At 40.0% G+C, this 12834-nt stretch carries 9 protein-coding genes and 1 tRNA gene; 7 read left to right on the forward strand and 3 right to left on the reverse strand.

Annotated features, from left to right (window positions below):
* Window positions 1-428 precede the first annotated feature (428 nt).
* From B5Y40_RS04300 to B5Y40_RS04330, 7 genes are all read left to right on the forward strand, one after another.
* Complete coding sequence (locus B5Y40_RS04300) at window positions 429-647, forward strand: hypothetical protein (RefSeq protein WP_079685463.1); 219 nt, start codon at window positions 429-431, stop codon at window positions 645-647.
* A gap of 264 nt (window positions 648-911) precedes the next feature.
* On the forward strand, window positions 912-1193 hold the full coding sequence (locus B5Y40_RS04305) for a hypothetical protein (protein ID WP_143785606.1): 282 nt from the start codon (window positions 912-914) through the stop codon (window positions 1191-1193).
* Between the two features lie 46 nt (window positions 1194-1239).
* Window positions 1240-6405 carry a strawberry notch-like NTP hydrolase domain-containing protein gene (locus B5Y40_RS04310; protein WP_079685465.1) on the forward strand — a complete coding sequence of 1722 codons (5166 nt, stop codon included), beginning with the start codon at window positions 1240-1242 and terminating at the stop codon, window positions 6403-6405.
* Complete coding sequence (locus B5Y40_RS04315; RefSeq protein ID WP_079685466.1) at window positions 6405-8039, forward strand: AAA family ATPase; 1635 nt, start codon at window positions 6405-6407, stop codon at window positions 8037-8039. Before B5Y40_RS04310 ends, B5Y40_RS04315 begins: the two co-directional genes overlap by 1 nt.
* Before the next feature lie 34 nt (window positions 8040-8073).
* Window positions 8074-8553: a 3TM-type holin gene (locus B5Y40_RS04320; RefSeq protein ID WP_143785607.1), complete on the forward strand. Its 480-nt coding sequence runs from the start codon at window positions 8074-8076 to the stop codon at window positions 8551-8553.
* Between the two features lie 17 nt (window positions 8554-8570).
* The gene (locus B5Y40_RS04325; protein WP_079685468.1) at window positions 8571-8981 is read left to right on the forward strand and encodes a helix-turn-helix domain-containing protein; all 411 of its coding nucleotides are present in this window, start codon (window positions 8571-8573) and stop codon (window positions 8979-8981) included.
* A gap of 269 nt (window positions 8982-9250) precedes the next feature.
* Complete coding sequence (locus B5Y40_RS04330; RefSeq protein WP_079685469.1) at window positions 9251-10126, forward strand: hypothetical protein; 876 nt, start codon at window positions 9251-9253, stop codon at window positions 10124-10126.
* Window positions 10127-10208: 82 nt separating this feature from the next.
* Here the strand turns inward: B5Y40_RS04330 and B5Y40_RS04335 are convergent, their stop codons facing one another.
* The 3 genes from B5Y40_RS04335 to B5Y40_RS04345 all read right to left on the reverse strand — a co-directional run bounded on the left by B5Y40_RS04335 (window position 10209) and on the right by B5Y40_RS04345 (window position 12833).
* A complete protein-coding gene (locus tag B5Y40_RS04335; protein ID WP_079685470.1) occupies window positions 10209-11597 on the reverse strand; it encodes a phage integrase SAM-like domain-containing protein in 1389 nt (462 codons plus the stop codon).
* A 102-nt stretch (window positions 11598-11699) separates the two neighbouring features.
* Window positions 11700-11771 (reverse strand) — tRNA-Arg (locus B5Y40_RS04340).
* A gap of 111 nt (window positions 11772-11882) precedes the next feature.
* Window positions 11883-12833, reverse strand: a complete 951-nt coding sequence (locus B5Y40_RS04345; protein WP_079685471.1) for a nitrilase family protein — start codon at window positions 12831-12833, stop codon at window positions 11883-11885.
* Window position 12834 lies beyond the last annotated feature (1 nt).

Below are 12834 nucleotides of genomic sequence, written 5' to 3' on the forward strand. Positions count from 1 at the left end.
GTCCAAGTCATCGACATGGTACATTTATACTACGGACATGGTAGTTTTATACTACCTGCGTAGTATAAAACTACCACCTTCTGCATGCAGAACATCTGATTAGGACACCAGTAAAACACTTAATGTGACTCCATTTCGGGCTTCTTACACTATTCATAAAATTTCTTAATAATCCTTCTTATGCATCAAGTATTGTGGGCTATGGTTCTAAAAAAGATCAATTACCGATCACAGCACTATCTTACCATTCCAATGTAAGTATTGGTATTAACAAGGCCAGCGGTTGGGTATATATATACCCTATATTTACATAACAATTACAACAACCCCGTTTCTATACTCACGAAAAAGTATTTCTCCCACATTTTTCTGAGTCCCATTTGGTCATTTCACACCCTCTCCTGAAATCTGACTTAAATGTAAACTACATGAAAACCTGGACGCTGAAAGCAGCAACAACAAAGGAACTGGCAGCTTTGTACGGCTTAGACCGCAAGGCTATGGCAAGACAAATTAAACACTACGAATCTATTATCGGAAAGCGCTTCGGCTATTTCTGGCGGGTACAACAGATACTTCTATTATTTGATAACATCGGGCCGCCAACCCATTTTCGCGTTATATACCCCAAGCACTACTATCTATAGGCTCAGATTAACCTATAATTATTTCGAACATATAGCATACAAATATATTTATACTTTAAGGTATATATATATATGCATCGCTGCAATAAAAATGTGGCCAATTCATGACTTTGTGGCCAGATCATGACTTTGTGACCAAATAACGACTTTGTGGTTCGAAAAATCTTTTGTGGTCAACTTTTATACTTTGTGGCCATATCTCGGTACTTGCGCTATAGCAATGCTATACCTTTCGAAAAAAGAAAAAACACTAAACATCTAAATATGAAAAACTGGATTATTCAACCTTGTACTTTTAAAACACTGGCAGCACTTTACGAGCTAACAGAGAAAATCCTTAGAACACACCTTAAACCCTTTCAACAAAAAATCGGTAAAAAGATAGGTCACACCTATACTGTAAAACAACTCTTGATCATTTTTGAAGAATACTGTCCTCCTGCCAATGTTGAAGTAATTTATCCTGAACCTGTTCCAGTTCGTAAAAAAGACAGTAATAACCGAATCGTAAGGAAAGGAAATGATTTCAACGCTCTAACTATTTAATGAACCTTATCGACATATATAGTTGATATAGGCATTTCATAAAACTATGCTAACAGCAGAAAACGATAAGGGCAAATTTATTCGCCATGTATGGGAGAATCTTCGTACAGGTGTCCGGGATACAAAAACCTCTATTGAAAAGATAGCGGCCTCTTACGGCATCGACGATAAGACGCATGTAAAGGAGTATACCGAACTGGCCATAGTACTGAAAGCTCGAAGTATAGCGCAATCTCAAGAATCTGTTGAAGAAAAATACTGGAGCATTGTAAAACTATACGAGAGTCAAGTAACGCTATCCCATCGAACCAGCCAGAGTGTGCTGCTACAACAATATAGTACACCGGCACCTATATCTTTTCTTGCAGGCATATTTGTAAATGCGAATGAAGCTATATCTGTCTTTGAACCTTCTGCCGGAAACGGATTATTAACGGTCGCTGCACACCCGTCAAGGGTAACTGTAAACGAAATTGATCCTATACGAAGATCAAATTTGCTAGATCAGGGATATAGTGAAGTTTTAAATCAAGACGCCACATTACCCTTTAAGGGATTTGAAAAGAAATTTGATTCGGTAATTACCAATCCTCCGTTTGGTATTCACGCAGAAGTAAACTATGAAGGATTCCGGATAAAGACACTGGATCACCTGATGGCGTTACGTGCCCTTGATACCATGAAAGATAATGGTAAGGCTGCCATCATTATAGGAGGGCATAACCGTTACGACAAAAAGGGAAGATTTCAGAAGGGCGAGTGGCGTTTCTTCTTTAACTATATCTATAGCCGCTACCATGTGTCTGATTTACTCAACATCAACGGACGCGAGCTATACTCAAGGCAAGGGACATCTTTTAATACTCGTCTTATACTTATTAATGGACGTAAGGCAATTCCCACGGGAGCCGCTCCTATTGCTGATAAAGAGCGTGATAAAGTTGTCGATTCTTTTGAAGCGCTCTATGAGCGAGTAATAGAGCAGGTAGAACCAAGAAAATTAATTCGCATGAATGATTTAGAAGCAGAAGCGCGCGAACTAGAAGCGCTATTAACAGGCGATGACTTAGGAAGCACCGCTAACCACAAGGTTATCGTTATACTCGGTCAGCAGTATTGGATCATTCAAGAGTATAAAGGATATAATATTGTTCGCAGGGTAAAGGAAAGAGACTCGCTTATCTATGTTCATAATCCGCGGCACCATTCTCTTTTTGCAGTTGCTCATGTGAATACCAGTTCAACAAGCGGAAGCAGGCGATTTATACCGGAGACGAATACCATTGAAACTGCACGCGCCTATATAGATTGGGTAGTGGGGTATACAGATGTTAATGGCTCAGAACTAGGCATGCCGTATACACCTGCTTCTGAAAGTTGTTTTGTACTCGATACGGTTGTGCCGGATTCAATGGGCTATGAAACGCATGCTGCGCTGAAAAGAATAAAAGAAGCTGTCGGTGGCGATATGGATGAATACGTTCGCGAAAGGTTAAACTATAAGACCAAGACAGAGCTTTGCAAAGCTTTATCCGCAGAACAGATCGATGCTGTAGCAATGGCGATCTATAACATCGAAGAACGCGGGCAAGGCATGATTATAGGTGATCAAACCGGTATCGGAAAAGGTCGCATCGCTGCGTCCATCGTCCGATATGGTGTTGAGCAAGGTGTACAACCAATTTTCATAACCGAGAAAGCAAACCTGTTTTCAGATATATACCGCGACCTTTCAGCGATCGGATCAGCACATCTTGTACCGTTCATTGTCAATGGACGTGAAGGCAAAACAGATATAAAGGATGAAGAAGGAAATGTAGTATATCAAGCATTAGCGCCCGCAGAACAGAACCAGATCTTTATGCGTGAACGTGTGCCGGCAAACTATGATTTTGTTGTTGCTACCTATTCACAGTTCAATTCTCCAGACAGTAAACCTGTCAAACCGAATTTTTTAAAAGCTATAGCAAGGGAGAATATTATCATTATGGATGAAGCGCACAATTCGTCCGGCTCTGGTAACACCGGCACTTTTATGCAATCGGCTATTGAACATACCCGCGGTGTAGTATTTCTCTCGGCAACCTTTGCAAAACGTCCGGACAACATGCCGCTATATGCGATGAAGACTTCTATACGTGATGCCAGTCTTAGTCGTGAAGGATTAATTGAGGCTATAACTATAGGTGGCGTAGCCTTACAGGAGGTACTGGCTAGCCAGCTTGTAGCCGAAGGCCAGATGATCCGCAGAGAAAGGTCTTTTGAAGGAGTAGAAGTAAACTATATAACGCTTGATGAAAAGGAGGCGGAACATAAAGCCATTGCCGATAACATCACCGAGATTGTTCGCGACATTATCAGCTTCCAAACTAATTATGTCGATAAGCAGGTTGAAGAAATGGATGACCTTGCCGTAGCCGAGGGAAAGCAGGTAGAGGTTCGTGAAGGAACTTCACAGGCCGGAGTAGATAACCTTCCGTATTTCTCCAAGGTCTTCAACGTTATCAATCAAATGTTATTCTCGATCAAGGCAGAATCAGTAGCCGAAAGGGCAATAGCAAGACTCAAGGAAGGCAAGAAACCTGTCATTGCTTTTGCCTCTACGATGGGAAGCTTTATTGAGCAGATGGAAAATGAGAATGGTACACCTGTATCGGATGGCGATGTTATCCTGGCTGATTTTTCCATCGTGTTGCAAAAAGGATTGGAAGGTGTACTTCGCTATACTGTAACAGACGTAGATGGACGAAGAGTATTTGAGACTTTTGATATTACCACATTTTCAGCGGAAGCGCAGCAAGAGTATCAACGGATCAGTGAACGCATCCGGGAGGCTTCAACCGGTATATCTATATCTCCCATTGATATTATCATTGAGAAAATTCAAACCGCAGGATATACCGTTGCGGAAGTCACGGGCAGAAAATACAAAATTCAATTCAGCGCAGCGCATGAAAATGATAGCCTCGGTATAGCCGGAGGAAAATCTAATTACACCCACGGGGATAAAGTAATTCAAACCTCAACCGGAAAAGTTGGCTTCATTAAATTCATTTCAAAGATAGGAAGTGTCATACCGGGACGGGATAACTCAAGAAGTTATGATTTCGAGTACGAGGTAGAACTTGAAGAAGAAGACATGTTCGTGACTGTGGCTGAGAGTGATCTAAAGCCATATATACCCTCACAGAAAAAAAGCTTCACAGGGCTAGTACTTTCACGCAAACGAGAAAATACCAACGATGCTTTTCGAAAGTTTAATAACAACGAAGTAGATGTATTGCTTATCAATCAGTCCGGCTCAACCGGTGCTTCAGCACATGCCATTGTTACACCCAAAGTAACTAAGGAAAAAGTAAAGCAACGGGTGATGATTGTATTACAGCCTGAACTTGACATAAGCACAGAGGTACAGAAACGCGGTAGAATCAATCGCACGGGACAGTTGCATAAACCTATATATGATTACGTGAACTCTGCTATACCGGCAGAAAAGCGCTTGATGATGATGCTCCAGAAAAAATTAAAATCACTGGATGCTAACACGACCTCCAATCAGAAGTCCTCGACCAAAATTCTGGACGTACCGGATTTCTTGAATAAATATGGTGACAAGGTAGTAGAAGAATACCTGAATGAAAATCCTGAAATCAACGGGCTTCTTAACTATCCGCTTGAATCTGGTGATAAGGAAGATGCTGCCCATAAAGTATCAGGACGCGTAGCAGTATTATCCACGGAGATGCAGCAAAAATTCTATATCGAAATATCTGAAAGATATAGTGAGCATGTGGACTACCTGAAACAATCGGGAGAGTATGATCTGGAAGTAGAAGCGATGGACCTACAGGCTGAGACTATATCATTACGTCCTGTGATCGTGGGCAAAGGTGGCTATAGTGCATTTGGTGATGATAGTATATTGGAAACAGTCATGGCCAACGTATTAAAGAAACCATTCACAAAAACAGAAATTGATAAACTTTTAACGGATTCACTTCAGGGTAACGATGCGAAAACGCTACAGCAGGAAATGATTGCTGAACACAAAGCATTTCAAGAAGTAGAGATTAACCGGGAGCTACTTGATAATGTCTCACAGTATGATAAGCTCAATGCAGAAATACCCAACGAGAAGAAGCTTCAAAAAATACTACAGAAGGACGGACAGGATGCCTATGATCAGGCCGTTGCCAGCCGGGCAAAAGAAGTGGAAAAAGCTCGGATAGATTCACAGGATAGAATTAAGAAACTATATACCAATCGTGGGTTTTTGATTGAGAGGATCATGAAATCCTTTTTTGTTGGGCGATTACTGAATTACCCGGTAAACACTTTTGACAATGGTGCAGGAACTGTACCCGGTATATTTCTTGGTTTTATGATCGACAAAAAAAGACTGAATCCTTATGCGCCAAGCTCATTACGCATGCGGTTTGCACTGGCTAATGGCAATAAGTATATGGTCGTACCTGCCAGCAACAGCCAAGTCATTCATGGAATCATTGGAGCGAGTAGTACTATAGCACAACCTGACTACACGGATCTGCTTGACATGTGGGAAGGCGCTATAAAGGAAAGTACGGTGAATAGAAAAATCCGTCACATTGTTACGGGAAATGTGCTTCAGGCATTCAGTGAATATAGAGGGAAGCTTGTCAACTATACCACTAGCAATGGCGAAACAAAAAAAGGTATACTTCTGCCGGAATATTGGAAAACAGAGGAAGGTAAAAAGCAAGAGACCATTGTTCCGTTGTTCAGGGCGATTAAGGTCATTCGCTCTTTGATAACTGGTGCAGCCATCACTACAAGCAATGGTGTATCCATCCTGAGAACAAGTGGACATTTCAAGATTATGGTTGCGGCTGCCCGTTCCAAAGGTGGTAATGTATATCTCGATTCAGATATACTCATGCTTGTCAATAAAAACAACTTTGAGAAAGTGTCGGATAAAATGACAGCCTTACTGGAAGTAGATAGAATTGATCGGTTCGTTGAAGTCCTGCAAGAGAAATTAAACGATAGCCTTTCACTTAAACCGACACAATATGAACTCATCAGAAATGATATACCAAAACGTATGGTACAGGCACAGCAAAAACCTGGAACTGCTATTCAACCGAAGAATAAATCTATAACTATAGATACACTGGAGCTTGAAGCGTTGGCATTAGAGCTTGAATTAGAACTATTAAACTTTGCAGCATAATGATAAACGCGAATAATTACTTTTCAAAAATAGAAAGCATTGGCATTAATACGTTGCCAGAAACATTATTAAAGGGACATGAATATGTGGAGAGAGTTACCGGCAACGGAACGTCTTGGGACAACTATAGGGGCAGCGAAACGATACAAAGGATTATTGATTTATACTTTCGGAAAGTAGAGGATTTTATAGGAACACTAATGCCGAAGCCTGCGAGTAAAGGACCTGCCAAACCAAAGGCGCACAAAGAAAAAAAAGCTAAGAAGAAAGAACGCAAAGTGCAAAAGGAGAAACCATATGCAAAAAATGTAGCACGCATAAGCGAGGAAGTTAAATTCATTAAACGGTTTGTAGGTCTACATAACAAAGTAAAATCACCGCAGAGTATCCTTTCTTTGATTAAATCTTTGCAGCGATCTATTGTTCAAAAGATCATCCGTAAAACGTCTCCCTTTGCAGCGCAAATCGAACTTATACAGGAAAGACTAATTACCATATATAAGAAAATGAAAGGAGACACGGGCATGAAGATTAGCGAAGATGAACTGATCAAATTTGTAGCCATTGCAGGCGGAGAAACAGTTTATCCCTCTCTAAATATCATCAAACGATATATAGGTATGCAGGGTAAACCTATGGACGATAGCTTACGCGAAAGATTCGTTCGTCAAATTGAGAAAGCACTCGATAGTAAAATCATAGACGATGACCCCTATGCGGATAAAGTCAAAGCTATATATAGCACGTTGCGAAAGAGCAAGAATAATGAAACGTTCACTATCACCAAATCGGAACTCAACGGGCTGGCAGGAATAGTAAAATCGTGTACCTGTAAAAAAGAACTTGGAAGTATATACCGCATGAAACGACCTCAGGCACTAAAACTTAAAAAGAAAGGAATACTACAGGAATGCAAAAAGAAAACTTTTTCAGATTCTCGCGGTAAAGGAACCTGCTCGCATAACCGGGGACTCAGCGGAGTACTCACTGCTGAGGAAATGGCAACGCGCAAACTTGACTTGTTACGCTTCACTTCCTTCTGGCTATCCTTGTTTGGTAACCTCGGCAAGAACTTTACCATGATGTTACACGGTGGGCCCCACAACGGAAAGACTATACTGCTATTGAAGTTCGCACAATATCTGGCTGAGACTTTCGGAAATGTACTATATGTGTCTTCTGAAGAATTTGCTTCACCCACCATGACACAGAAGGTAAACGAGTTTTTGAACCCTCGTCCGTCAAGGTTGCACTTTGCTGAGAATCTGAATGATCCGGATTTGTCCATGTACGACTTTATTATTCTGGATTCAGTCAATGATCTTAAACTAAAGATTGGTGAATACCAGGCTATCCGAAAAGAGCATCCCAATAAAGCTTTCATCTTCATTCTTCAAAGCACGAAGGCAGGTGATTTCAGGGGTGGTAAAGATTGGGAACATTTAGCGGAAGTTGTTGGCGAAGTAAACAAAGGTACAGTCACTGTAACCAAGAACCGATATGCACCTAAGAGTGTACTAAATTTCTTTGAGCAGTTTGGTATGCAATGGAGCGAGCCTCAACAACCGAGCATTGAACCAAAGGCATATCCACTAATTAACGATTCAATGACTACGGGTGAAAGTCATTACTAAACAGAAAGAAACACTCTTAACAAACTATATATCTATGGAAACAAATGCAGCAGGCAAAGGGCCGGGCTTGGGAGGATTTTTGTCAAAAATTCTCGGTGCCGGTGTAAAGGAAACAGTAGACTCTATCGGCAATGCGATTGATCGAATCGATAAGTCCGATGAAAAACTGGAGCTACAATTAAAGTATAAAGAGCTTCTGATGAAAATGGAAGGAGCTTGTATTGACTACGAAGGTAAACTACTCGAAAGTAAATCTGCGATTGTACAAAGCGAAACAAAAGGGGAAAGCTGGTTACAACGGAACTGGCGTCCAATGCTTATGTGCATGTGCATGTTTATAATCTTTTCAAACTACGTGTTGGTTCCGTTCTTTAATATCACGCCACCAGTTTTAGACGCACATATCTGGGATTTGATGGAGCTTGGTGTGGGTGGATATGTTTGTGGTCGTTCACTCGAAAAGATCACCGAGAATCTGGGGCCGGTGCTGTTCAATACCAAAAGAAAAACTTGAAAGTAAAAAGATACACGATGGAACAGAAAGAGCTGAATAGAATCGAAGAATTACTTCAATCAACCAAATGGTTAAGTCTACCCGTATTCGAACAATACATAAAGAACTTCCTAACAAGGAAGGCTGATTCAAAGATTGCATTACAAGAGTTGGATGGACTCATTGGTTCATTGCAAAATCATATACTTTCATTGTCTCTATTTGTTAAACAGAACTTTCTAATTGGCAGTCCGGCAATAGAAAACAGTATATACTATACTAAACAAGAGATTGCAAATATATACCGGGTAAGTGTTCGAACAATTTCAAATTGGGTTTTAGATGGACTTCAAACAACAGCTATTGGCGGAATCAAACGAATCAGTAAGGAAGCTGTTCGAGAATTTCAATTAAAGAACAAAAGGAAGAAATTCAATTTTAAAATATGAAAACTAATAATTATGACTGGTCGGCTCGTGTGGATAAAAATTACTACTACTTATCAGAAAGTGGCAATCCCCAGCATTTCTCATTTTCCACTGTTTCAGGTTTGATAAATAAATAGACTTTACCGTTGTTCATTATTTAAAATATTCCCTATATTCACATTGCCCATTCAGTTACTGAAAAGTAAACCAGTTAGCCAGGTTAGGATATTGTTGTTTTATACTCACTATGTGATGAGTTGTTATAGTATTTTATCCTAACCAAAAATTATATGAACACAATAACAAGAAAACATGTCCTCTCAACAGTGTTCCTGCTACTCATAGCATTACCGGCAATGGCACAGCAAGAGATTGGAACAAATGTATACCACATAAGATCATACCGTAAAAATCAGGATACCGTCTACTATACACGACAAACAAAAAGAGTGACAGTTAAAAGGGGAAGTACGATAACTGAAACCATAGGAAACATCACCGTACAACGACAATTGATTAAAGACTCAATTATATTGGTCAATGAGGAAGTAGTTGTGCGTATACCCGGCAACAGATGGAAAGCTGGTGAAGTTAAACACACCAATGACGCTCCTGACAAGCTATATTTAGATCCTTGGACTTTCTCAGATTGCGATAATACAGCGCTAAACGCTACATGCTATATTAAAATCCAACCAAATAGTTATGTCCGGCTATGGCGAACCTACTGGAAGTGGTCTGCCATTACGATTCCATTCGCTATAAGAAAATCATTAAACGACACCATTGACAGTAAGGTAACTACTGATCTTAAAGCCGGGGTTTCATTCTCCTATAATTTCAACTGGGAGACATTCCGCAATCGAAGAATTGAAGCAAAGAAAAATGTAAAGGGATTGTCATTTGGAATAGGCGCAGGTTTTTCGAAAGTGACATTAAATGAGACTTCCACAAGCCTTTCGGAGGAACCTATAAAAAATGAAGAAGATGGCTTGGCTTTCTTCATCGCTCCAGGAATAACAACAAACATACGTGGTATACAGGCCGGTGTATTTTATGGCATTGATTTTGGATTAACCGACAATGTCAAACAATGGAATTACAACAAGAAAGCTTATTGGGGCATCGCATTAGGTATTGGCTTGGATATTTTTGGGAAAATATAGAATATATTTTCCCATCCATTTGAATGGAATACTCAAAGTATATTTCTATCTGGCTTTGTAAAAAAAATCAATCCATCTATAATTAACCTTTACTCTTTTCTAACTTATGAATGCCAAACAAACTGTCCTTTGACTTTTTTACTTGTTGTCTATCGTGTATATAGCCCAATGTAGTGGAGACAACGGTGTGACCGGCTTTATCCATCGCTGCCTTTAATCCAAGCTGATCTGCTTTCTCTCCCAGGTTAGTAAGGAATGATCTTCGTCCGGTCATTAGCTCGACAAACAGTCCTTTGTGCTGAATCTTAAAAAATTCCTGATCACCTTTCTTTATTTTTTGAGTACAGATTATTTCATAGATGTCATCATTAGTTTCTTCGTAATACTTCCTATAGTACTCTAAAACAGTAACAAATATTTTCTTCAATTCATCGTTGGCCGCTTGCTCGGTAAAATTCAGTTCGTAATCATAACGTTCAAGTATTTTCTCAGAAATTGGGTCTAATTCTACTTTAAACTCATTACCTGATTTACTTCTCTCCTTAACTATCTTTCCGTTCTTTATGTCACTTCTCTTAATATCTTTCGTATCAATAGGGGCTGTGCCTTGCAAGCACATGAAGATAAATATATCAAGGTACTTTTTTTGATTCGCGCTTAACGCCTGCCAATACTCAGGTTGATGATAATCCAGATTTACTGCAAACTGAATTTCATCAATGGTAAATGTGAGCTCCCATTTCTGGCTTTTACTCATGGGCCTTACTTCCAGTTTATGTTTGGCCAGCTTGATATACTTTTTAACTTTTTCAAGATTTATACTTACGTCTTGTTCCAAAACACAGTACTTTAAATATTCGGTAAAATCCTTTAGTCTTTTAATGGTAGTGTCGTTGTTCAGGCCTATTATGGGTATGATTCCAGACTCTTCGTTACTTTGTTGCTTACCGCGAGAATGTTCATGTTCACTAATCATGTAGTCAACAAGATCATTGAAGAATTTTTGATCAAGCACGTCAAAGGTAAGTGCATGGTTTTTCTTTTCCTGAAACTTGGTAAGGGTATGCTTTACATTATTGATTCGTCCAATGGTCTTCTCATTTCGAACCACAAGCTTTTTATCCTCTATGTATAGCTGCCAGTATCCAAGTATATTTTGCAGGTCTTTCCGCGTATCCTGAATAGGCTTATCGAATTCTTTTTCAAGCCAGGAAACTGGTGGCTTCTCTTCATACTTATTCTTATAATTTGAAACAAGCTGTTCCACTTTATCCTGAACCTCTTTAATTCTTTTAAGATCATTCTCCAGATCAGGATGTGCGGATGAAATAGAACCCTTTGCCGTGAGGTGCTTGTGGAGAACTTTGACACCCGTGGAGGGCCTAAACTTCTCTCCATTACGAGAATAATAGACTATTACATCATAATAGTCTTTCCGTTTTACAAATTGGACTTGCGTGTACTGGTACATAAAGGCAACTGATTATCAATCCCAAGGTAAGGAGATAATCATAAAATTGCCACAACATTGCCACAACAAAATACTAACTAGTTGATAATCAGTTTATTTTTGTGGCCCCGGCAGGAATCGAACCTGCATCTTCAGAATCGGAATCTGAAATTCTATCCATTGAAATACGGAGCCATGGATATCAAGTGCTGCAAAAATAAGCAAAGCTTGATACCGAAAAAATGTTCAGACACATCCTCCTGATAATTCTCTGTTTTACTGTCAAGTCGTGTGAGAGAACGTTCTTTATTTCATTTCGAGCCAAACCACTTTTTGCTCGGAGTGATGATCTTGTCCGAGAATATCTTTGTAAAGATCCGGACGCCTTGCTTTGATATACCGTTGTCCGCCAGCTTGCGTGAGCTTTTCAGGCGTGAGCGTTGCAATAACAAAATCATCACCGAGGGTGCGACACTCTGCCAGTATATCTCCGAAAGGATCGATGATCATCGAGCAACCATTTTTTAGTTGGTCGTCATCCATGCCAATGGGATTAGAAAATATAGCATAGATCGCATTGTCGTACGCTCTCGCAGGCAACCATTTCATGAGCCAGCCTCTTCCTTTCATGCTGTCGAACTCAAGTCGTAAAGAAGTAGGATCGGCTTCACGGTTTTTCCAAAGAGCAGGGTCAACGAAGCCTGCGCCTGGTCTGGTAGAAGGTGTACACATGGTAACATGAGGCATAAAAATCACATTGGCGCCTAGCAAGGTCGTTGCCCTCACGTTTTCAATGATGTTGTTATCATAGCAAATGAGGATGCCGAACTTCCATCCATATAATTCGAAAACACAATATTGATCGCCTGGTGTTAAATGTGGATTGATAAACGGATGCAGCTTCCTGAATTTTGCTACCAAACCATTTTGATTCACACAGACATAGGCTTTGTATAAATTGTCATTGCTGTCTTTTTCAAACAAGCCGGCAAGAATAGTGATGTTGTTTTTTCGGGAGAGATCCGTTAATGCAGCTACACTTTTTCCCTCGGGTATATATTCGGCCAGGTCAAGCATTTGTTCTTTAGAGAGATGTCTTGCAAAGGTATAGCCGGTAATAGAGCATTCATGAAAGGCAATCATTTGTGCGCCCTGTAAAGCCGCCTGGTGTGAAAGGCGGTCAATCACCGACAGGTTATATACTTTGTCATCACTCCTGTTTTCGAATTGTGCTGAGGCTATCTTTATGTTTTGCATG

The organism is Ohtaekwangia koreensis (assembly GCF_900167975.1).
GTDB classification, from domain to species: Bacteria; Bacteroidota; Bacteroidia; order Cytophagales; family Cyclobacteriaceae; genus Ohtaekwangia; species Ohtaekwangia koreensis.

Bases quoted from the DNA above. Each gene is read 5' to 3' on its own strand.
- B5Y40_RS04300 (WP_079685463.1), top strand. From the start codon at position 429: ATGAAAACCTGGACGCTGAAAGCAGCAACAACAAAGGAACTGGCAGCT.
- B5Y40_RS04305 (WP_143785606.1), top strand. From the start codon at position 912: ATGAAAAACTGGATTATTCAACCTTGTACTTTTAAAACACTGGCAGCA.
- B5Y40_RS04310 (WP_079685465.1), top strand. From the start codon at position 1,240: ATGCTAACAGCAGAAAACGATAAGGGCAAATTTATTCGCCATGTATGG.
- B5Y40_RS04315 (WP_079685466.1), top strand. From the start codon at position 6,405: ATGATAAACGCGAATAATTACTTTTCAAAAATAGAAAGCATTGGCATT.
- B5Y40_RS04320 (WP_143785607.1), top strand. From the start codon at position 8,074: ATGGAAACAAATGCAGCAGGCAAAGGGCCGGGCTTGGGAGGATTTTTG.
- B5Y40_RS04325 (WP_079685468.1), top strand. From the start codon at position 8,571: ATGGAACAGAAAGAGCTGAATAGAATCGAAGAATTACTTCAATCAACC.
- B5Y40_RS04330 (WP_079685469.1), top strand. From the start codon at position 9,251: ATGAACACAATAACAAGAAAACATGTCCTCTCAACAGTGTTCCTGCTA.
- B5Y40_RS04335 (WP_079685470.1), bottom strand. From the start codon at position 11,597: ATGTACCAGTACACGCAAGTCCAATTTGTAAAACGGAAAGACTATTAT.
- B5Y40_RS04345 (WP_079685471.1), bottom strand. From the start codon at position 12,833: ATGCAAAACATAAAGATAGCCTCAGCACAATTCGAAAACAGGAGTGAT.